The organism is Leisingera sp. S2M4 (assembly GCF_055398055.1).
This window is the reverse complement of sequence record NZ_AP040861.1, coordinates 2,585,607-2,605,633: the sequence shown is the minus strand read 5'-3', so window position 1 is coordinate 2,605,633 and position 20,027 is coordinate 2,585,607. Positions and strand designations below refer to the sequence as shown.

The following is a 20,027-nucleotide window of genomic DNA, read 5'->3' as shown; positions in this document are numbered from 1 at the left end:
GCCCGCCGCCGCGTTTTTGCAGCCAATCGTCGCATCGCGCATCGGACAGGAAACATCAGGCCGCTTGAGAGCGCAATCATGCCGGTTCTACCCAGAACTACGGTTGTCTGAACGGTTATTATCCGCCTAACAATTCTCCAACTTGCACGGACCCCGAGGGTGAAATGACCGACTTCAAAAAGATCCTGATTGCCAACCGTGGCGAAATCGCGATCCGCGTGATGCGCGCAGCCAATGAAATGGGCAAGCGCACCGTCGCCGTCTACGCCGAGGAGGACAAGCTGGGCTTGCACCGGTTCAAAGCCGACGAGGCTTATCGTATCGGCGAAGGTCTGGGACCGGTTGCGGCCTACCTGTCGATCGACGAGATCATCCGCGTCGCCAAGGAGAGCGGCGCCGATGCGATCCACCCGGGTTACGGCCTGCTGTCGGAGAACCCGGATTTCGTCGATGCCTGTGCGCGCAACGGCATCACCTTCATCGGCCCCAAGGCGGAAACCATGCGCGCGCTCGGCGACAAGGCCTCGGCCCGCAAGGTGGCGATTGCCGCCGGCGTGCCGGTGATTCCCGCGACCGAAGTGCTGGGCGATGACATGGACGCGATCCGCAAGGAAGCGGCCGAGATCGGCTATCCCCTGATGCTCAAGGCGAGCTGGGGCGGCGGCGGTCGCGGCATGCGCCCGATCTACGGCGAAAAGGAGCTGGAGGAAAAGGTGCTGGAAGGTCGCCGCGAGGCGGAAGCCGCCTTTGGCAACGGCGAAGGCTACCTGGAGAAGATGATCACCCGCGCCCGCCACGTCGAGGTGCAGATTCTCGGCGACAAGGACGGCAACATCTATCACCTCTACGAGCGGGATTGCTCGGTGCAGCGCCGCAACCAGAAAGTGGTCGAGCGCGCACCTGCCCCCTACCTCAGCGAAGAGCAGCGTGCCGAGCTGTGCGACCTGGGCCGCCGGATCTGCCAGCATGTGAACTATGAATGCGCGGGCACGGTCGAATTCCTGATGGATATGGAAAGCGGCAAGTTCTACTTCATCGAAGTGAACCCGCGCGTGCAGGTGGAGCATACCGTGACCGAGGAGGTCACCGGCATCGACATCGTGCAGGCGCAGATCCTGATCGCCGAGGGCAAGAGCATTGCCGAAGCCACCGGCAAGGCGAGCCAGGATGAGATCCGCCTGAATGGCCACGCGCTGCAGACGCGCGTCACCACCGAAGATCCGCTGAACAACTTCATCCCGGACTACGGCCGCATCACCGCCTACCGTTCGGCCACCGGCATGGGCATCCGTCTCGACGGCGGCACCGCATATGCGGGCGGCGTGATCACCCGCTACTACGACTCGCTGCTGACTAAGGTCACTGCCTGGGCGCCGACCCCGGAGAAGGCGATCGCCCGCATGGACCGCGCCCTTCGCGAGTTCCGGGTGCGCGGCGTGTCGACCAACATCGCCTTTGTCGAGAACCTGCTGAAGCATCCGACCTTCCTGTCGAATGAATACACCACCAAGTTCATCGACGAGACGCCGGAGCTGTTCCAGTTCGCCAAGCGCCGTGACCGCGGCACCAAGGTGCTGACCTATATCGCCGACATCACCGTGAACGGCCACCCCGAGACCGAGGGCCGTCCGGCGCCTGCGGCCGATCTGAAAGAGCCGCGCGCGCCCAAGGTGGAGCCGGGCAACCTGCCTTACGGCACCCGCAACCTGCTGGAGCAGAAGGGCGCGCAGGCCGTCGCCGACTGGATGAAGGCACAGCGGCAGCTTCTGCTGACCGACACCACCATGCGCGACGGGCACCAGTCGCTGCTGGCGACCCGGATGCGCTCGATCGACATGATCAAGGTGGCACCGGCCTATGCGCAAAACCTCAGCCAGCTGTTCTCGGTCGAGTGCTGGGGCGGTGCGACCTTCGACGTCGCCTACCGCTTCCTGCAGGAATGCCCGTGGCAGCGCCTGCGCGACCTGCGTGAGCGGATGCCGAACCTGATGACGCAGATGCTGCTGCGCGCCTCCAACGGTGTCGGCTACACCAACTATCCCGACAACGTGGTGCAGTCCTTCGTGAAGCAGGCCGCGAAGACCGGCGTTGACGTGTTCCGCGTCTTTGACTCGCTGAACTGGGTCGAGAACATGCGCGTCGCGATGGACGCGGTGATCGAGAGCGGCAAGGTCTGCGAAGGCACCATCTGCTACACCGGCGACATCCTGGATCCAAACCGGGCCAAGTACGACCTGAAGTACTATGTCGGCATGGCCAAGGAGCTGGAAGCCGCGGGCGCCCACGTGCTGGGCCTGAAGGACATGGCTGGCCTCTTGAAGCCCGCCGCCGCGCGCCAGCTGATCAAGGCGCTGAAGGAAGAGGTCGGCCTGCCGGTCCATTTCCACACCCATGACACCTCCGGCGTGGCCGGGGCCACCATCCTGGCGGCGGCGGATGCCGGCGTCGACGCGGTGGATGCGGCGATGGATGCGTTCTCGGGCGGCACCTCGCAGCCCTGCCTCGGCTCGATCGTCGAAGCGCTGCGCAACACCGACCGCGATACCGGCATCGACATCGCCAAGGTGCGCGAGATTTCGGACTACTGGGAACAGGTGCGGGCGCAATATGCCGCGTTTGAAAGCGGCCTCGCGGCGCCGGCCTCGGAAGTCTACCTGCACGAGATGCCGGGCGGCCAGTTCACCAACCTGAAGGCGCAGGCGCGTTCGCTGGGGCTGGAAGAGAAATGGAGCGAGGTGGCGCAGACCTATGCCGACGTGAACCAGATGTTCGGCGACATCGTCAAGGTGACGCCGTCGTCCAAGGTTGTCGGCGACATGGCGCTGATGATGGTGAGCCAGGGCCTGACCCGCGCCGAGGTCGAGGATCCCAAGACCGACGTGGCCTTCCCCGACTCGGTGGTGGACATGATGCGCGGCAACCTGGGTCAGCCTCCCGGCGGCTTCCCGGAAGCGATCGTCAAGAAGGTGCTCAAGGGCGAAGAGCCGAACCGCGAACGCCCCGGCAAGCATCTGAAGCCGGTGGACCTGGAGGCAGCCCGCGCGGATCTCTCCAAGCAGCTGGAAGGCTTCAAGATCGATGACGAGGATCTGAACGGCTACCTGATGTATCCCAAGGTGTTCCTGGATTACATGGGCCGCCACCGCCAATACGGCCCGGTGCGCACCCTGCCGACCAAGACCTTCTTCTACGGCATGGAGCCGGGTGAGGAAATCACCGCCGAGATCGACCCAGGCAAGACGCTAGAAATCCGCCTGCAGGCGGTGGGCGAGACCGACGAGAAAGGCGAAGTGAAGGTCTTCTTCGAACTGAACGGCCAGCCGCGCGTGATCCGGGTGCCGAACCGCTTGGTGAAAGCCTCGACCCAGGCTAACCCGAAGGCGGAAGCGGGCAACCCCAACCATGTCGGCGCGCCGATGCCGGGCGTGGTCGCCAGCCTCTCGGTGCAGGTTGGCCAGCAGGTCCACGAGGGCGACATGCTGCTGACCATCGAAGCGATGAAGATGGAGACCGGCATCCATGCCGAGCGCGAGGCGGTGGTGAAAGCCATCCACGTGCAGCCCGGTGCGCAGATCGACGCCAAGGATCTGCTGGTCGAGCTGGAATAACCCCGGCGCCATCCGGCAGAACGATCAACGCCCCGCCCAATTGGCGGGGCGTTTTTTTGCATGTCGCGGCCGGGCTCAGGCCGGATGCGAGGGCGTCAGCGGCAGGGTGGTGATTTCGACCCGCACCGGCAGGATCGCCTCCACGTCCGGTGCCCAGCCTGCGCCCGCCGTCGCCTCGGGCGGGACCGGGGTCAAGGCAAGCCCCAAGGCGATGGCGCCGCCGAGCGCCCCGATACGAAGAAACTCCCTGACTGGCATGACCGTGGTCTCCTGTGTGAACAGCGTTGCTTTGCAGGCTGACACGGCGCGCAGCCCGGGTTCCGTCGCCGGAGCGGCAAATTTTTTTCGACAGCGCCCGATTTTCCGCTTGCAGCCGCGCGCATCAGGCCCTAAATCACCGCTCACCGAATGGCAGCGCGGGCGTAGCTCAGGGGTAGAGCATAACCTTGCCAAGGTTAGGGTCGGGCGTTCGAATCGCCTCGCCCGCTCCATTCGAAAGTGAAGAGGCCGTCCTTCGGGGCGGCCTTTCGCATTTCGGGATTTCCGCCTAGTCTGCCCCTGCGGAAAACCTTGTGCGGAATCACCTTTGCGCCTAGGAACGGAGCGAGAACAAATTTGACGGGCGGAGCAGGATGCTGACATCGGTAGAACTATGCGCAGGTGCGGGCGGTCAGGCCCTGGGACTGGAGTCTGCCGGCTTCGACCACACTGCGCTGGTGGAGATCGACAAGCACTGCTGCGCCACGCTGCGCCACAACCGCCCGCAGTGGAACGTGCTGGAAGAGGACGTGCGCAAGTTCAAGGAGGTCGCGGGCGATTATCGCGGCATTGACCTCCTCGCTGGTGGCCTGCCCTGCCCGCCGTTTTCGGTGGCCGGCAAACAGCTGGGCGAGAAGGACGAACGCAACCTGTTCGATGATGCGATCGAGATTGTCGACGCCACCCGCCCCCGCGCGGTGATGATCGAAAACGTGCGCGGCTTTCTGGATGCGGTGTTCCACGACTACCGCGAAAAACTGAAAAAGCAGCTCTCCAAACTGGGGTATGAAACCGACTGGCGGCTGCTGAACGCCTCTGATTTCGGCGTGCCGCAGCTGCGGCCGCGGGTGGCGATCATCGCGCTGCGCAAGGAATTTTCCGGCCAGTTCAACTGGCCCGAGCCGCTGCCGCACAACCCGCGCACCGTCGGCGAGACGCTCCTGGACCTGATGCAGGAGCGCGGCTGGCGCGGCGCCGAGGACTGGGCGGCAAAGGCCGACGAGATTGCGCCGACCATCGTTGGTGGCTCCAAGAAACACGGCGGACCGGATCTGGGGCCGACGCGGGCGCGACGCGCCTGGGCGGCGCTGGGGGTCGAGGGGCGCACCATCGCCTATGAGGCACCGGACCCGTTCCACAACGGCATGCCGCGGCTGACGGTGCGGATGGTGGCGCGCATCCAGGGCTTCCCGGACGAGTGGCATTTCACCGGCGCCAAGACCAATGCCTACCGCCAAGTTGGCAACGCCTTCCCGCCGCCGGTGGCCGAAGCCGTGGCGCGCGAGCTGAAAGCGGCGATTGCCAAGCCCAAGCTGCATGCCGTACGGGCCTGAGAAAATCATCCGGATTACAGAGCCGACAGCAGCGCCCGCTCCGCGCGAAGCGGACTGCGCGCTGTGTGAGTGTTCGGCGGGGCGATACATGTCATGAAACAGAAGCTTCCCGACAGCCTGGTGCGCCCGGGCCACCCGGATTTTGCGCTGCTGTCGTCGCTGGCCGAAGAGATCACTTCTAGGGCGGGCGGCAGCATGGCGCTGGAACATGACGTGCCGCAGATGCTGCGCCAGTGCATCGACGATGTGATCATGACACCCAAGACCGGGCGGCGCGCCTATGAGGAGCTGGAAAAGACCGAGAAGACCTACATCGGGACGCGGGTGGAGATCGAGTTGCGGGCATTGCTGCGCCTGCCCAAGGGCCGGCTGGATACCGTGATCCTGGGTCAGGATGTCGACATCAAGCACACCATGGGCGGCAACTGGATGATTCCCACCGAGGCGCTGAATTGCGCCTGCCTGCTGGTGGCGGCGGATGAGGCGCGCGCCCGTTGCTATCTCGGGCTGATCGTCGCCCGCCCCGAGCACCTGACCGCCGGGCAGAACAAGGACGCCAAGCGCAGCATCTCTGCTGACGGGTTCCGCCATATCCTGTGGCTGCTGAAGGATCAGCCCTATCCCGCCAATTTCTGGCGCAGCGCGGATGAGACCGCGGTGGCGCAGATCTTTGCCGGGGAAACCGGCAACGAGCGCATGGCGCGGCTGTTCCGCCTGATCCAGCGCCGCGCGATTCCGCGCGACGTGGTGGAAGCCGTGGCGCAACAGAAGGATTTCATGCGTCGAATCCGGGCCGATGGCGGCCATGGCACCCGCGACATGCTGGCGCGCGAGCGGATCGTGCTGCTGGAAGGCCAGAAGGATGCCCAGCTGATCAAGGCGCTGGAGCTGCCCCCCTGCCCGGCCAGCGCCTTCATCTCCTGCCGGATCGACGATGCGGCGCAGGCGCGCCTGCTTGAACACTCCCGCCACAAGCTGCCACACCGCCCGGGCTGAGGCGGGTTTCGCATTTATCCACAGATACTTGGCGCTTGGGTCAATTTTCCGCTTGCAGCCCTGCATCGAAAGTCCTAGAAACCGCCCTACCAAATGGCAGCGCGGGCGTAGCTCAGGGGTAGAGCATAACCTTGCCAAGGTTAGGGTCGGGCGTTCGAATCGCCTCGCCCGCTCCATTTGGATCAAAAACGCCGCCCATCCGGGCGGCTTTTTTTGTTTTTCTCCCCGGTAACGACGCAGCCTGGCGCAGGCGAATTTCTTGCCCGAAGGTGCATTTTTTTGCTTGCAGTCCGGCGGATGATTTTCTATTCACCGCCTCACCAAATGGCAGCGCGGGCGTAGCTCAGGGGTAGAGCATAACCTTGCCAAGGTTAGGGTCGGGCGTTCGAATCGCCTCGCCCGCTCCATTTGAAACGAAAAGGCCGTCCCTCGGGGCGGCCTTTCGCGTTTCGGCCTGTCTTCCACTCTCCCCCACGCCTCGCAAGGCCAGCCGCGGGAAATTCCGGCAAGGCCACCAATTTGATCAAATTCCTTTTGACGCGCCATGCAAAACGCGCCAATGCTACGGCAAACCGCCCCTGCGGGCGCGCTAACGGAGGAGTTTGGCCATGGCCCCTGTGATCTATCCCACCACCAATTTCACTGCGACCGAGCAGCTGTGCCTGGACCGCGGCGAAGGCATCTATGTCTATGACAGCGATGGCAACAAATACATCGAAGGTCTTGCGGGGCTGTGGTGCACCTCGTTGGGTTACAGCAATACCGAGGTGATGGACGCGATCACCGAGCAGCTGCACAAGCTGCCGTTTTCGCACACCTTCGGCGGCAAGACCCATGAGCCGATCCAGAAGCTGGCAGAGAAGCTGAAAGCGATGGTGCCGGTGGAGGATGCCTATATCTTCTTCGGCAATTCCGGCTCGGACGCCAATGACACGCATTACAAGATGCTGCGCTATTACTTCAACGCCATCGGCAAGCCGGAGAAGCGCAAGATCATCACCCGCGAGCGCGGCTATCACGGGGTGACGGTTGCGGCCGGCTCGCTGACCTCGCTGCCCGCGAATCTGGCGCATTTCGATGCGCCGCTGGAGGCGCTGCACATCCTGCGCTCGGACGCGCCGCATTACTACACGGGCCGTCAGGGCAACGAGACCGAAGAACAGTTCGTCGACCGCATCATCAACAACCTGGAACAGCAGATCCTGGCGGAAGACCCCGACACCATCGCCGCGATGATCGTCGAGCCGATCACCGGCGCGTCGGGCGTGATCGTGCCGCCGGAGGGGTATTACGAGAAGCTGCAGGCGCTGTTGCGCAAGCACGGCATCCTGGTCTGGGCGGATGAGGTGATCTGCGGCTTTGGCCGTACCGGCGCGGATTTCGGCTGCACCACCATGGGCATCAAGCCGGACCTGATGACCTTTGCCAAGCAGCTGTCCTCGGCCTATTTCCCGATCTCGGTCTCGGTCATTCCCGGCTGGATGTACGAGGCGATGATCGACCAGACCAACGAGGTCGGCGTGTTCGGCCACGGCTACACCTATTCCGGCCACCCGGCGGCCTGCGCCGCGGCGCTGAAGACGCTGGAAATCTACGAGCGCGACAACCTGTTCGAACATGCCGCTGAGGTGGGCGCCTACATGCAGGCGCAGTTGCGCGAGATCTTCACCGACCACCCGCTGGTGGGCGAAGTGCGCGGCAAGGGGCTGATCGCGGCGCTAGAGCTGGTGTCGAACAAGACCACCGGCGCGAGCTTCGAGAAGGGCGCGGCGGGCGCAGCCGCACAGAAGGCCTGCGAGGCCAACGGGCTGATCCTGCGCGCGGTGGCGGGCAACGCGCTGGCCCTGTGCCCGCCGATCATCATCACCAAGGATGAGATCGACGAGATGCTGAAGCGGATGAAGGCCGGCGTCGACACAGCCTATCAGGAGCTGAAGAACCGCGGGCTGATCGCCGGCTGATCCGGCCTCAGCCCCGTGAAACGAAGAACGCCCCGCAGTGCGGGGCGTTTTGCTGTCGGCTGCGACGCCGGAGCGTGGCCTAGAAGACCTTGTAGGTCATCGTGGTCAGCGAGCGTTCGATGCCTTCGATCTGAAGCAGCTTGTCGTTGATGTATTTTCCGACGTCCTCGCCGCTGGGGATGTAGAGCTTCATCAGCAGGTCGAAATTGCCGCTGGTGGAATAGAGTTCGGAGTGGATTTCGCGCAGGGCGATCTCCTCGGCCACCTTGTAGGTGGTGCCGGGTTTGCAGCGGATCTGGACAAAGACGCAGGTGGACATGGGTGCCCCTTTTGCTGGTGTTCGGAATTTGCGCCAAGGTCGCATGGGCGCAGGCGCGGCGCAATAGGCGGCGGCGCGGGCAACAGTCTGGCGCCCATGAACAATGCCACACTTGAGCCCAGCCCCCTGCCCGCCCTATAAGCGCCTCGCAGCTTGAGGAAGGATAGCCCGTCGATGCGTACCGCCAAAGTGACCCGCAAGACCGCGGAAACCGAGATTTCCGTGGAGATCAACCTGGATGGCTCCGGGGCATATGACAACCAGACCGGGGTTGGCTTCTTCGACCACATGCTGGACCAGCTGGCGCGCCACTCGCTGATCGACATGACGATCCGCGCCAAGGGCGACTATCACATCGATGACCACCACACGGTCGAGGACACCGGCATCGCCCTGGGTCAGGCGCTGACGCAGGCGCTGGGGGACAAGAAGGGCATCCGCCGCTATGGCGAGTGCCACCTGCCGATGGATGACGCCCAGGTGCGCTGCGCGCTGGACCTGTCGGCGCGCCCCTTCCTGATCTGGAACGTGGAGCTGCCGACCCAGAAGATCGGCACCTTTGACACCGAGCTGGTGCGCGAATTCTTCCAGGGCTTCAGCACCCATGGCGGCATCACCCTGCACATCGACCAGCTGCACGGGTTCAACAGCCACCATATCGCCGAGGCCGCCTTCAAGGCGGTGGCGCGGGCGCTGCGGCTGGCGGTGGAGACCGACCCGCGCAAGGCGGACGCGATCCCCTCGACCAAGGGCGCGCTGTAACGGGCGATCCGTGCTAGTCTCCCTGCACAGATATCTGCAGGGAGGCGACGCAATGACGACACATGATGGTGGCTGCCTCTGCGGCGGCTTGCGATACCGGGTAAGCGGTGATCCCCTGTGGGTGACGGCCTGTTTTTGCCGCTTCTGCCAGCGGGCGACGGGTGCATTGGGAATGGTGGAACCCATTTTCGACATCGCCCGCTTCCAGATCACCGAAGGCGCACCATCGCGCTACGTGCATGTCTCGGGCGGCAGCGGCAAGGCGGTGAACGTGCATTTCTGCGCAACCTGCGGCACCAAGACCCACCTGACCTTCGAGCGCTGGCCGGACCGACTCGGCGTTTATGCGGGCAGCTTTGATGATCCGGGCTGGTTCGCCTTCACCCCGGAGAACAGCAAGTTCATCTTTCTCGATGACGCGGTGCGCGGGGCCATGGTTCCGGCGGGCTTCAAGGTGTTCCGGCAGCACGCCGCCACCGCGGATGGCACACCGCTGGATCCCGAGGTGCTGCACGAGGTGCTGCACATCCGCTGAAGGCTTGGCAGCGCCGGGTTGTTGCGCTAGGCAGCATGCGAGTTTCACACCCCTGGAGAGCCCCTACATGCTGACCGCGATCATCGATTACGAATCCGGCAACCTGCATTCTGCCGAGAAGGCGTTTCAGCGGATGGCGCGGGAACTGGACGCGGGGGAGGTCGTGGTGACCTCGGATGCGGATGTGGTGGCGCGCGCCGACCGGCTGGTGCTGCCCGGCGATGGCGCCTTCCCGGCCTGCGCCACCGAACTGCGCGGCCACAGGGGCATCTACGACGCCATGGTCGAAGCGGTCGAGCAGAAAGGGCGCCCGTTCCTCGGCATCTGCGTGGGCATGCAGCTGATGGCCACCACCGGGCATGAATACGCCGAGACACCGGGCCTTGGCTGGGTTGGTGGCGACGTGGTGAAGATTGAGCCTTCCGACACCGCGCTGAAGGTGCCGCACATGGGCTGGAATGATCTGGTGATCGACACGCCGCACCCGGTGTTCGATGGCGTCTCCAGCGGCGATCACGTCTATTTCGTGCACTCCTATCATTTCCGCGTCGCCGCCGCGGCCGAGCGGCTGGCCCATGTGGATTATGGCGGAGACGTCACCGCGGTGGTCGGCCGGGATACCATGCTGGGCATGCAGTTCCACCCGGAGAAAAGCCAGGCGACCGGATTGCGGATGATCGGCAACTTCCTGACCTGGACCCCCTGAGCCCACCCGCCACGGCCGGCCCTGCCCGCCGTGGCGAGCCGCCGCGATCTGCCGGTGATGTGCGCAGGTCACAGACGCGGCGGCAGTGCTTGGCCCGCACCGGTTTGAGCAATAGACAAGCGCGCCGCTTCGATGCATACGGGGCGGACCTTTTGTCACCGCGGCCATCCCCTTGCACATCCGTTTCGAGAAATACGATCACGCCGAAGGCAAGCACCGCTATTGCCTGCTGAGCCTGACACCAACGCTGTTTGGCGATTGGTGCGTCGAGCGCGTCTCCGGCCCGCTGAACGCGCCCGGCGGCGCGCAGAAACGCACCTACCTGACCGCCCATGGCGAGGCGCTGGCGATTTTCGAACGGTTCCGCGATCAGCAGCTGAAACGCGGCTATGCACCGATCCCGGTGCAGCTGGGGCTGCTCTAGGCGCAGCCCCGCGCCAAAGGTTTACTTGACCCGCGTCCAGGTCTGCTTGGAACAGATCAGCCCACCGGCCACGCAGCCCCGCAGCGCCAGGCTGCTGCCCGCAAGATCCATCTTGCCGATGTAGATCTTGTCGTTGGACGGACGCCAGACCTTGCCCGCATACGAGCCGTCACCCTGCGACTTCATGTCGATCACCAGAACCTTGCCCAGGTTCGGCGACTGGTACTCGCCCGAACTGTTGAAGGTCCGGGTGATCGTGCCGCAGACCGCAGCACCGCATTTTGCCATTTCCACGTAGGCATAGGAGCCATCGTCCGGCTCGGTCCGCCAGGTTCCGAGAACCGGATCTGCCGCCACGCCGGTGGCCAGACCCAGCGCCACCGCAGCGGCTGCCAGCAGTTTTTTCATCGCTCATCCTCCCTGTTGATGCCAGCAGTCTGTCCCGACCCCCGGTTTTGGAGCAAGCTTGACCTCGGGTCGCGTTGCAATTCGGGGCGCGCTTGTGCAAAACACCGCCAGCATATTCTACAAAGGGCTGCCCGGATGATCCTCTACCCCGCGATTGACCTCAAGGACGGCCAGGCCGTCCGCCTGCTGCACGGCGACATGGACAAGACCACCGTGTTCAACGACAACCCCGCCGCCCAGGCGCTGGAGTTCGTCGAAGCAGGCTGCGAGTGGCTGCACCTCGTCGACCTCAACGGTGCCTTTGCCGGTGCACCGGTCAACGCCGCCCCGGTCGAGGAGATCCTGAAACAAACCAAGGTACCGGCACAGCTGGGCGGCGGCATCCGCGACATGGCCACCATCGAAGCCTGGATCGACAAGGGGTTGGCCCGGGTGATCCTCGGCACCGTGGCGGTGGAAAACCCGGAGCTGGTGCGCGAAGCGGCCCGGGAGTTCCCCGGCAAGGTCGCCGTCGGCATCGACGCCCGCAACGGCAAGGTGGCGACCAAGGGCTGGGCCGAGGAAACGGACGTGATGGTGACCGACCTCGCCAAGTCATTCGAGGACGCAGGCGTGGCCGCGATCATCTACACCGACATCCTGCGCGATGGCGCGATGAAGGGGCCGAACATCCAGGCCACCGCCGAGCTGGCCAAGGCGGTCAGCATCCCGGTGATCGCCTCCGGCGGGGTGTCCTCGCTGGACGACCTGCGGGCGCTGAAAACCTGCGGTGCGCCGCTCAATGGGGCGATCTCGGGCCGCGCGCTCTATGATGGCGCGATCGATCTGGCCGAGGCGCTGGCAGTGCTGAAGGGCTGATCCGCGGCACCATGCCCGTTTGCAGGCGGCGACGATCTGCTGTCAGATGGCGCCACCTGCAACCATTGGCGGACCGTCCATGCCCCCTGTCGAAAAGACCCCGCTGCCCCAGGGCGCCCGCCTGTGGTCACAGGTTGGACCGGATGATTTCCTCGATGGCTATGCGGTGGCCAGCAGCCTGAGCCCGCGAGCGGCGGCTGATCTGGCCTTCTCGCTGCCCAGCTGGGCGCAGACGCTGATGCAGCTGCGCAATCGCCTGGTGCGCCCGCTGGGGCTGAAAACCGATCGCGATGAGCCGGGCGACAGCGCGCAGGCGACGACGCTGTTTCCGGTGTGCTTTGAGGACGATCAGGAACTGATCCTCGGCACCGACGACCGCCATCTGAATTTCCGCATCAGCATCCGGCGTCAGGCAGGCCGCATCCACATGGCCACCTGGGTGCATCGGAACAACCTGCTGGGGCGGATCTACCTGGCGCTGGTGATGCCGTTCCACATCCTGATCGTGCGCGACTGCATGCGCCGCATCGCCCGCCACAGCGCCGCGATTGCATCCCAACCGCCTGCGCAGTAAAGACACGTCAACGCAAGCGGCCAAAGGGCGACCCATGCTGAAAACCCGTATCATCCCCTGTCTCGATGTCGCCGACGGGCGCGTGGTCAAGGGCGTCAACTTCGTCGGCCTGCGCGATGCCGGCGACCCGGTGGAATCGGCCAAGGCCTATGACGCCGCCGGCGCGGATGAAATCTGCTTCCTCGACATTCACGCGACCCATGAAAACCGCGGCACCATGTTCGACGTGGTGCGCCGCACCGCCGAACAATGTTTCGTGCCGCTGACCGTGGGCGGCGGCGTGCGCACCAAGGAAGACGTCCGGGCGCTGCTGCTGGCGGGGGCCGACAAGGTCTCGTTCAACTCGGCCGCGGTCGCGAACCCCGATGTCATCGCCGAGGCCGCGGACCAGTTCGGCAGCCAGTGCATTGTCTGCGCCATCGACGCCAAGACCGTGGAACCCGGCCGCTGGGAGATCTTCACCCATGGCGGCCGCAAGCCCACCGGCATTGACGCGGTTGAGTTTGCCAAGCTGGTCACCGCCAAGGGGGCCGGGGAAATCCTGCTCACCTCGATGGACCGCGACGGCACCAAATCAGGCTTCAACCTGCCGCTGACCAAGGCGATCTCGGACGCGGTTGACGTGCCGGTGATCGCCTCCGGCGGCGTCGGCAACCTGGACCACCTGGTCGAAGGTGTAACCAAGGGCGGCGCCTCCGCGGTGCTGGCGGCCTCGATCTTCCACTTCGGGGAATACACCATCCAGGAAGCCAAGCAGCACATGGCCGCCGCCGGCATTCCGATGCGGCTGAACTGAGGGGCGACGTGATGAGCATTCTGCACGATCTCGAGGCCACCATCCTGTCCCGCAAGGGGGCTGACCCCGACAGCAGCTGGACCGCGAAACTGCTGGCCAAGGGGCCGGAAAAATGCGCCGAGAAATTCGGCGAAGAGGCCATCGAGGCCATCATCGAGGCGGTGAAGGACAACAAGACGGGGCTCGCGGCCGAAGGCGCCGATGTGCTCTATCATTTCCTGGTGATGCTGGCCGCCCGCGGCGTGGCGCTGGACGATGTCCTGACCGTGCTGGCCGAGCGCCAGGGCCTCAGCGGCATCGCCGAGAAAGCCGCCCGCCCCAAGGGCTGAGCGCCACCCCCCCCGGCCCTGCCCGCCGCGCGGGTCAAGGGAGGCGCAGCCTCCGCGCGCCAGCGCGGCTTGCCCTTGACGCGCCACAAAGCACACAATCGACCTCGCCCTGTCGGGCAGACCTGCCCGTCAGGGCCTCTCAGCAAAAACCGCGCCGCGCAGCGGCGCCCGGCCCAACCGTGCAGCCCGTCCGTCAGGACGGGCGCAGCGGGCGGGAGCCCCCCTGCCCAGCCTTAAAGTTTTGAGGAGATGATGCCGGTGGCAAAGCCGCCCTGGCGCAGCTCGCCAAACAGGCGCTGGTATTCGATCTTGGGACAGCGGTTCTGGATCACCGTCACGCCGCGGGCCTCGGCCTTGGCGGCCGCTTCGGCGTGTTCAACGCCGATCTGCATCCAGATGGTCTGCAGGTCGGGAAACACGTCCAGCGCCTCGTCGACGATCGGCGGCACCGCCTCGGAGCGCCGGAAGATATCGACCATATCCACCGGTGCGTCGACGTCGGACAGGCTGGCGCGCACGGGTTCGCCGAACAGCAACTTGCCCGCGTGGCCGGGGTTGACCGGAATCACCCGGAACCCTTTCAGCGACAGGTAGCGCGCGACGTAGTAGCTGGGCCGCACCGGGTTCATGGACACGCCGACAACCGCAATCACGCGACTGCGCTGCAGGATGGATTTCAGGTGGTCGTCACTGTAGCTGCTCATGCCACCCAACCTAGGCGCCTCCGCCTGGCCCGCCTAGCCGAATTCGTCGCTGCAGATAAAAAATGCGCCCGGACGAACCGGGCGCGAGGTATGGAACGAGGGACAGTGAAAAAGATCTGCGGTGGTTCCACTCCGCAGTCTGTATTGAATATGGGTCACAGTTCGGAAAATAAAAGCGCCACTCACGAGAAAGTGAGGTGACGGCTCAGTGGCGCAGAATCGCAGGCCAGTTCTGCTTTGCCCGCGCGATCAGCTCTTCCTTGCGGGCGCGCCATTTCTGCTGGGCCTCCGGGTTGTTCAGAAGGAACAATCTTCCGTCAACGATCACCCACAGCTGCGGATCGCCCGGCACCAGCACGCCCCGGGACATGGCATAGGCGCAATAGCCGCCAAAGGCCGGGGCAAAGGCGCGTGGATTGGATTCGAACCGCGCCCGGCTGGCGGCGCTGGCGAAATGCCAGTTCGCCCCCTTCCACATCACTGCGTTGCGCTGGTGTCCCGGCTGCGCCACCCCGTGCTGAAAGAAGGCCACCACGTCATAGCCGCCAACCGCCACGCCTGCGCGGGTGGCGAACAGCCCCGTGTCCGCCCGCGCCGCGCCTGGCGGCACCGCGAAGGCGAGAAGAGCCGAGATCACTGCAAGGGCGCGGAAAATCAACACATACTCCATTTCTTCCCCCGCCGCGGTCAGGCGGCGGGACATCAGTCACAGAGTGCCCTAGCCACGCAGGCTTGCAAAGCGGCCTTACGCGGATGTGAACCGGTTTTGATCGGTTCAGCGCGGCAGCGAGGCGTAGAGCGCGATTGCAGCCGCGTTGGAGACGTTGAGCGAGCCGAAACCGCCTGCGGCGTCGATCTTGACCAGCTGGTCGACGGTCTCCCTGGTCTTCTGCCGCAGCCCCGGCCCCTCGGCCCCCAGAACCAGCGCCACCGGCAGATGCGTTTTGCCCTCCAGGGCGCCTTCGATGGTCTGCTCGGCCTCTCCGTCCAGCCCGAGCACCAGAAAGCCCATGTTCTGCAGCTCGATGATGGTGTCGGCGAGGTTGCGCATCCGCAAATAGGGCTGGCGCTCCAGCGCGCCGCTGGCCGTCTTGGCCAGCGCCCCGGTTTCGGGCGCAGAGTGGTGGCGGGTGCCGATGACGGCACTGGCGCCCAGCACCTCGGCCGAGCGCAGGATGGCGCCGACATTGTGCGGATCGGTGACACGGTCCAGAAGCAGCACGCGCGGCACCTCCGCACCGATGCAGTTTTCGGCCAGACCGCCCCAGTTCAGCGGCTTCACCTCCAGCGCTGCCCCCTGGTGGACCGACTGCGGATCAATCGGCGGGTTGAACTTGCGCGGATCGATCACCTCGGCCTCGATGCCGGACGCCTCGATGGCATCGGCCAGCTTGGCCTGTGCGTTCAGCGTCACCATCAGCCGCAATTTTTCGCGCTTGGGGTTCAGCAGTGCATCCCGCACCGCATGCAGGCCGAACAGCCAGACGGTTTCCGCAGCAGCAGCCCGTTTGGCCTGCTCTTTTTCGACGACCCACTTGGGTTTCTTGGACATTTTGCTCTCCGGCAGAAAGAAATTGAGGGCAGCTCAAAAAACTTGCGATTTTCCTGTTGACGCCCCTTTGGCCTGCTAGTAATCACGCCTCCACGTTAGGTGCAACACTCACCTGACAGTGGGCGACAGGCCGCAAGGTGTGGCAGGGGACTGTAACTCCCTCGCGGAGACGCACGCTTGGTTCGATTCCAAGGTCGCCCACCATCCCCTCCTCGGGATGCGTGGTAAATCACTGAAAATCCAAGACATATCGCGTTGCTCAACCGCCGCCTCGGTGTCTGCGACATCTGTTTCTGCGCGCGGGATCCATGTCGCAGCCACATGCCGCAGGGCATGAGACGCCATGCCATTTCACCCGCGAACGACGGGCAAGTCCGACAGGTGACGTGAAGCCACAAGACGCGACGAACACCAAGCGCACATCGCCCGATCCGACCAAAGATCAGGAGCAATACAGCGCTACGGGGAAATTACCACCAACCCCGCTGACAGGGTGTTTATGCTTATCTAGGGGGGGGGAGATGGTACCGCCTCCCCGGCTTGAACGGGGGACCTCTGGATCCACAATCCAGCGCTCTAACCAACTGAGCTAAGGCGGCACTGAGGGGGCATTTATAGCACGTCCCGAGGGGGCGCAAGAGGTTTTTTCACCTTTCTGTCACGAAAAGAAAATGACCGCGCGCAGCCCCTCCCCGAGCCCGGAAAAAACTGCGCATCTTCCACAAAGTTATCCACAAACCTCTGCACTGGCTCGATAAAACCTTGAGGCCAGCGTGCGAGAGCGGGGCCGCGAACTCAAGCCATGCCTTCCTCCCTCCGGGCCTGAAAGCAGATCCGCCAGGTCTGCTCCTCCAAGTCCTGGCCATAGCCCCGCACCGGGCGAACCTCTTGCAATTGCCAGCCAAACGCGCGGTAGAGCGCGCCAGCCGCGTCATGGCTCTGGTAGGTCTTGAGCACCATCCCGGCGTACCCCGCGCTGCGGGCAAACCCCATGCAGCTCGCCAGCAGTTGCTTCCCCAGTCCCTGACTGCGGGCCTCGGGCACCACGAGAAACAGGCGGAGCCGCGCGGTCTGCGCGTCCTCCCGCATGCAGAAAATCGACCCCAGGCGGCGCCCCTCCTGCTCGGCCAGCCAGCCGCGCTCGCACCGCGGGTCATGATCGGTGCAGAACCCGTGAAGCACCTCAGCCACCACCGCGCCGAACCGGCTGTCAAACCCGGCCTCGCGCGCATAGAGATCCTGGTGGCGCGCCACCAGCCAATGCATGTCGCCCGGGGCGAATCGGCGCAGGGACAGGTCGGTCATGCCGCCAGTGTAGCCCAAAGGGCGCTTGCCTTTCATGCGACTGCGGGCTAGCACCGGCTGCAATCCGCTGACCGGTTAGGGAGTGCAAAATGGGTATCAACACCGAACGCGACGTAGAGGCAAATCTGCAAATCGGCCCGACCGATCAGGGCATGGTTCGAATCTTCATCGAGGCCGACGGCGTCGAGATCCCGATGGATTTCGAGCCTGAAGAAGCCGAGGAAATCGCCGACGAGATCCGCGCCGCGGCGCAGGCCGCCCGCAGCATCGGCTGACAGGCCAGCGCGCCGCCAAAGCCGCGCGCGCCACCATCCGCCCTGCAAACCCCGGCCAAGGCGTAGCCGGGCAGGCGCGCGGCCCCACAAGCGGCCGCAGCGCCACCCCAGACCGCCGAAGGCGGGCTGCCGGGCCCAAGACCGCAAGGGTTTCCCGGCACCGCCGGGGCACCCTCAGGCGCGGGAGAGCCACGAACCCTCACACTCATCCTCGCAGTCCAACGCCACGCGCAGCCAGTGACCGCGCTCCTGTGGCGGCCCCAGATCAGTCCGCTGATACCTCACCCGAAGGCCCGCCCAGAAGCAGCCCGTCACGCCCCAGGCGCGGGTCCCTCAGCCTCTGCAGGCGTTGCGCGGCATCCATGGCAAACTTCTGGGTGAGCTTCTTGCGCCGGGCGGGCGGCAGCTTGTCCTCCGGTGCCATGCGCAGAACCTGCGCATCATAAGGATCGGCCACGATCAATCCGGTTGCGTCGGGCAATAGCTCCGTCGGGAACTCCATATCGACAGCCCAGAAAAACCGGTCGCACCACTCCAGATACCCCTGCCACTTGTGGTCGGCCTGATAATCGGCGCGGCTGGATTTGCACTCGATCACCCACAGCTCCCCCTTGGGGCCAAGCGCCATCACGTCCACGCGCAGCCCTCGGGTCGGCACGAATTCCTCCAGCGAGGCATATCCCAGCGTGCGCAGGTGGCGCGACACCCCTCGGGCCAGTTTCTGTCCGGGCTGCAAGTCAACTTCCATCCCTCGAATGTGAACAATAGGAGAACAAAAGGCAAGCCGGCTTTTCGCTTGACTCGATACCTTTTGGTATCGCATGGTATGGATACCAAAAGGTATCACAAATCACCGATGACCGATTCTGCCCAGCTGACCTTTCGCGCCCTTGCTGACCCGACCCGCCGCGAGATCATACGCCTGCTGATCCAGCAGGACATGAGCATTGCCGCCCTGACGGCCCATTTCGACATGACCCGGGCCGCCGTGAAGAAGCATCTGACAGTGCTTCGCGAGGGTGGGCTGATAGTCGTGCACCCGCAGGGGAGGGAGCGGCTCAACCGCCTCGACCCGGCGGGGCTGGAGCCGGTTCTGGACTGGCTCGGCCTGTTCGACCAATTCTGGGACGACCGTCTGGACCGGTTGAAGAGCGTTGTGGAAAGGAGCCCGGAATGACCGCGACCACCCTGCAAAAGACCCTGCATCTGCGCGCCACCCCGCAAGAGGTCTGGACCTTCCTCACGGAGCCGGACGCGCTCGCCGACTGGTTTCACCGACCGAATGCGGCGCTGGACGAAGGGAACGCCTATGAGATGTGCAGCGATGGCGGCATCACCATTTCAGGTCAGGTCATCGCCGCGCAGCCCTGCACCCGACTGCAGTATACCTTTCACGTGCCCCCGATGGGTGACACCATCAGCACGGTCACCTGGGAGCTTGAACCGGTGCCGGGCGGCACCAGGCTCTGCCTCACCCATGACGGGCTGCCGCAGGCCGTGGCGCATTTTGGACTGACCCTGGCTCTGGACCAGGGCTGGGACGGGCATTTCGCCAAGCTGCGGCGCGCCCTGGCGTCAGAAGTTGAAAACTGACCCCTTGTGCAAAGCCGCTCGGATGCCTAACTAGGCCCTTGGCGGGTTCTGCCCTTCTCGTGACAGGCAGCATTCCGGTGGCCTTAAGCAATTCCGAGGGAGCTGGCTCTGTTCGGATCCTGGTCCGATTACCTGGCGCCCACCTGTATATACAGGTCCTCGGGAATCAAAGCCGCACGGTTGCTTGGTGGTTCCCGCCACTTCCCACCCTTTACCTCAGGCCGTTTGCGTCTCTCTCGCGGCAGCCTGAAGGACACAAAAAAGCGCCCCTGAAAGGGGCGCGGAACCTTGATCTCAGTCCTGTTTCCACCGATCGGCGGCGCAATTGCCCCCGGTCAGTGACCGCGCAGCTGGCGCTCCAGCCGTGACGGCGCCCTCGCCTCGGCGCGCACCGGCTGAAGCTGATGGGCGACCGGCGTGCCGCCACGCGGTCCTTTGGGGGTCTCGGCCATCGCCATGACCGCCCAGCCGAACTGCACGCCGGCAAAGACGATGCCGTGCATGAACCACAGGAGGGCCACCGCCAACAGCCCTGCATCGGACGCAACCACCAGTGACCAGAGGTTCATCACGTTGAACCACAGCAACACCGCAACGAATGCGGCCGCGATGGCAAACCCGATCACCACGTTGCGGATGTACATTTTCACCAGTTCAGGCATCCCAGTCCTCCTGTATTGCAAGGCGAGGTTAGCAGCCTTTCCGGGGCCGTCCAGCGGTTCTGCACGGC

Annotated in this window: 24 protein-coding genes and 5 tRNA genes; 19 read left to right on the top strand and 10 right to left on the bottom strand. The window is 64.6% G+C overall.

Translation table 11 applies throughout. The features are described from left to right. Positions 1-164: 164 nt before the first annotated feature. A complete protein-coding gene (locus ACZ52D_RS12695) occupies positions 165-3,608 on the top strand; it encodes a pyruvate carboxylase (RefSeq protein ID WP_464441543.1) in 3,444 nt (1,147 codons plus the stop codon). A gap of 75 nt (positions 3,609-3,683) precedes the next feature. Here ACZ52D_RS12695 and ACZ52D_RS12690 read toward each other — a convergent pair whose 3' ends face one another. Continuing rightward, on the bottom strand, positions 3,684-3,866 hold the full coding sequence (locus ACZ52D_RS12690; protein WP_369924019.1) for a hypothetical protein: 183 nt from the start codon (positions 3,864-3,866) through the stop codon (positions 3,684-3,686). Between the two features lie 158 nt (positions 3,867-4,024). Between ACZ52D_RS12690 and ACZ52D_RS12685 the strand changes: the two genes are divergently transcribed. From ACZ52D_RS12685 to ACZ52D_RS12660, 6 genes are all read left to right on the top strand, one after another. Then, a tRNA-Gly gene (locus tag ACZ52D_RS12685) sits at positions 4,025-4,099 on the top strand. 141 nt (positions 4,100-4,240) lie between these two features. After that, positions 4,241-5,200 (top strand): DNA cytosine methyltransferase, encoded by a 960-nt coding sequence (locus tag ACZ52D_RS12680; protein ID WP_222455853.1) that lies wholly within the window; start codon positions 4,241-4,243, stop codon positions 5,198-5,200. A 93-nt stretch (positions 5,201-5,293) separates the two neighbouring features. Next, positions 5,294-6,196 carry a NaeI family type II restriction endonuclease gene (locus ACZ52D_RS12675; protein WP_222455852.1) on the top strand — a complete coding sequence of 301 codons (903 nt, stop codon included), beginning with the start codon at positions 5,294-5,296 and terminating at the stop codon, positions 6,194-6,196. A gap of 101 nt (positions 6,197-6,297) precedes the next feature. Next, positions 6,298-6,372, top strand: a tRNA-Gly gene (locus ACZ52D_RS12670). A gap of 156 nt (positions 6,373-6,528) precedes the next feature. Then, positions 6,529-6,603, top strand: a tRNA-Gly gene (locus ACZ52D_RS12665). Positions 6,604-6,804: 201 nt separating this feature from the next. Continuing rightward, complete coding sequence (locus ACZ52D_RS12660; protein WP_464441542.1) at positions 6,805-8,157, top strand: aminotransferase; 1,353 nt, start codon at positions 6,805-6,807, stop codon at positions 8,155-8,157. Positions 8,158-8,236: 79 nt separating this feature from the next. Here the strand turns inward: ACZ52D_RS12660 and ACZ52D_RS12655 are convergent, their stop codons facing one another. Continuing rightward, positions 8,237-8,476, bottom strand: a complete 240-nt coding sequence (locus ACZ52D_RS12655; protein ID WP_174147426.1) for an Lrp/AsnC family transcriptional regulator — start codon at positions 8,474-8,476, stop codon at positions 8,237-8,239. Positions 8,477-8,650: 174 nt separating this feature from the next. Here ACZ52D_RS12655 and hisB point away from each other — a divergent pair, with 174 nt between their 5' ends. The 4 genes from hisB (at position 8,651) to ACZ52D_RS12635 (ending at position 10,903) form a co-directional block, all read left to right on the top strand. After that, on the top strand, positions 8,651-9,238 hold the full coding sequence (gene hisB, locus ACZ52D_RS12650) for an imidazoleglycerol-phosphate dehydratase HisB (protein WP_464441541.1): 588 nt from the start codon (positions 8,651-8,653) through the stop codon (positions 9,236-9,238). Positions 9,239-9,290: 52 nt separating this feature from the next. Next, the gene (locus ACZ52D_RS12645) at positions 9,291-9,773 is read left to right on the top strand and encodes a GFA family protein (protein ID WP_464441540.1); all 483 of its coding nucleotides are present in this window, start codon (positions 9,291-9,293) and stop codon (positions 9,771-9,773) included. 67 nt (positions 9,774-9,840) lie between these two features. Continuing rightward, entirely contained in the window at positions 9,841-10,479 is a 639-nt protein-coding gene (gene hisH, locus ACZ52D_RS12640; RefSeq protein ID WP_369924013.1) for an imidazole glycerol phosphate synthase subunit HisH, read from the top strand. A gap of 172 nt (positions 10,480-10,651) precedes the next feature. Then, entirely contained in the window at positions 10,652-10,903 is a 252-nt protein-coding gene (locus ACZ52D_RS12635; RefSeq protein ID WP_464441539.1) for a WGR domain-containing protein, read from the top strand. A 21-nt stretch (positions 10,904-10,924) separates the two neighbouring features. Here ACZ52D_RS12635 and ACZ52D_RS12630 read toward each other — a convergent pair whose 3' ends face one another. Further along, positions 10,925-11,311, bottom strand: coding sequence for a DUF2147 domain-containing protein (locus ACZ52D_RS12630; protein WP_222455846.1), 387 nt, complete (start codon positions 11,309-11,311; stop codon positions 10,925-10,927). Between the two features lie 135 nt (positions 11,312-11,446). On the opposite strand from ACZ52D_RS12630, the gene hisA reads away from it, so the two are divergent. The 4 genes from hisA (at position 11,447) to ACZ52D_RS12610 (ending at position 13,868) form a co-directional block, all read left to right on the top strand. After that, complete coding sequence (hisA, locus tag ACZ52D_RS12625; RefSeq protein WP_222455845.1) at positions 11,447-12,169, top strand: 1-(5-phosphoribosyl)-5-[(5-phosphoribosylamino)methylideneamino]imidazole-4-carboxamide isomerase; 723 nt, start codon at positions 11,447-11,449, stop codon at positions 12,167-12,169. Positions 12,170-12,248: 79 nt separating this feature from the next. Further along, positions 12,249-12,743, top strand: a complete 495-nt coding sequence (locus tag ACZ52D_RS12620; protein ID WP_464441538.1) for a DUF2867 domain-containing protein — start codon at positions 12,249-12,251, stop codon at positions 12,741-12,743. 34 nt (positions 12,744-12,777) lie between these two features. Next, entirely contained in the window at positions 12,778-13,539 is a 762-nt protein-coding gene (gene hisF / locus ACZ52D_RS12615) for an imidazole glycerol phosphate synthase subunit HisF (RefSeq protein WP_464441537.1), read from the top strand. Between the two features lie 11 nt (positions 13,540-13,550). Next, positions 13,551-13,868 (top strand): phosphoribosyl-ATP diphosphatase, encoded by a 318-nt coding sequence (locus ACZ52D_RS12610; RefSeq protein ID WP_464441536.1) that lies wholly within the window; start codon positions 13,551-13,553, stop codon positions 13,866-13,868. Positions 13,869-14,101: 233 nt separating this feature from the next. Here the strand turns inward: ACZ52D_RS12610 and ACZ52D_RS12605 are convergent, their stop codons facing one another. The 3 genes from ACZ52D_RS12605 to rlmB all read right to left on the bottom strand — a co-directional run bounded on the left by ACZ52D_RS12605 (position 14,102) and on the right by rlmB (position 16,124). Next, positions 14,102-14,572: a CoA-binding protein gene (locus ACZ52D_RS12605; protein ID WP_464441535.1), complete on the bottom strand. Its 471-nt coding sequence runs from the start codon at positions 14,570-14,572 to the stop codon at positions 14,102-14,104. A gap of 205 nt (positions 14,573-14,777) precedes the next feature. Continuing rightward, a complete protein-coding gene (locus ACZ52D_RS12600) occupies positions 14,778-15,275 on the bottom strand; it encodes a YHS domain-containing (seleno)protein (protein WP_417474926.1) in 498 nt (165 codons plus the stop codon). A 72-nt stretch (positions 15,276-15,347) separates the two neighbouring features. Further along, positions 15,348-16,124, bottom strand: a complete 777-nt coding sequence (gene rlmB / locus ACZ52D_RS12595; protein WP_417474924.1) for a 23S rRNA (guanosine(2251)-2'-O)-methyltransferase RlmB — start codon at positions 16,122-16,124, stop codon at positions 15,348-15,350. A gap of 120 nt (positions 16,125-16,244) precedes the next feature. On the opposite strand from rlmB, the gene ACZ52D_RS12590 reads away from it, so the two are divergent. Beyond that, positions 16,245-16,328 (top strand) — tRNA-Tyr (locus ACZ52D_RS12590). Positions 16,329-16,646: 318 nt separating this feature from the next. On the opposite strand, the gene ACZ52D_RS12585 is transcribed toward ACZ52D_RS12590, so the two are convergent. Beyond that, positions 16,647-16,723, bottom strand: a tRNA-His gene (locus ACZ52D_RS12585). A 196-nt stretch (positions 16,724-16,919) separates the two neighbouring features. Then, positions 16,920-17,465 (bottom strand): GNAT family N-acetyltransferase, encoded by a 546-nt coding sequence (locus ACZ52D_RS12580; protein ID WP_417474922.1) that lies wholly within the window; start codon positions 17,463-17,465, stop codon positions 16,920-16,922. Between the two features lie 53 nt (positions 17,466-17,518). Between ACZ52D_RS12580 and ACZ52D_RS12575 the strand changes: the two genes are divergently transcribed. Next, complete coding sequence (locus tag ACZ52D_RS12575; protein WP_222455837.1) at positions 17,519-17,704, top strand: DUF6324 family protein; 186 nt, start codon at positions 17,519-17,521, stop codon at positions 17,702-17,704. A 265-nt stretch (positions 17,705-17,969) separates the two neighbouring features. Here the strand turns inward: ACZ52D_RS12575 and ACZ52D_RS12570 are convergent, their stop codons facing one another. Next, positions 17,970-18,452, bottom strand: coding sequence for an MmcB family DNA repair protein (locus tag ACZ52D_RS12570; RefSeq protein ID WP_464441534.1), 483 nt, complete (start codon positions 18,450-18,452; stop codon positions 17,970-17,972). 108 nt (positions 18,453-18,560) lie between these two features. Between ACZ52D_RS12570 and ACZ52D_RS12565 the strand changes: the two genes are divergently transcribed. After that, positions 18,561-18,881 carry an ArsR/SmtB family transcription factor gene (locus ACZ52D_RS12565; RefSeq protein WP_464441533.1) on the top strand — a complete coding sequence of 107 codons (321 nt, stop codon included), beginning with the start codon at positions 18,561-18,563 and terminating at the stop codon, positions 18,879-18,881. Continuing rightward, a complete protein-coding gene (locus ACZ52D_RS12560) occupies positions 18,878-19,297 on the top strand; it encodes an SRPBCC family protein (protein WP_464441532.1) in 420 nt (139 codons plus the stop codon). The genes ACZ52D_RS12565 and ACZ52D_RS12560 overlap by 4 nt, the downstream gene beginning before the upstream one ends. A gap of 335 nt (positions 19,298-19,632) precedes the next feature. Here ACZ52D_RS12560 and ACZ52D_RS12555 read toward each other — a convergent pair whose 3' ends face one another. Continuing rightward, positions 19,633-19,959, bottom strand: a complete 327-nt coding sequence (locus ACZ52D_RS12555) for a hypothetical protein (RefSeq protein WP_464441531.1) — start codon at positions 19,957-19,959, stop codon at positions 19,633-19,635. Between the last annotated feature and the right edge of the window lie 68 nt (positions 19,960-20,027).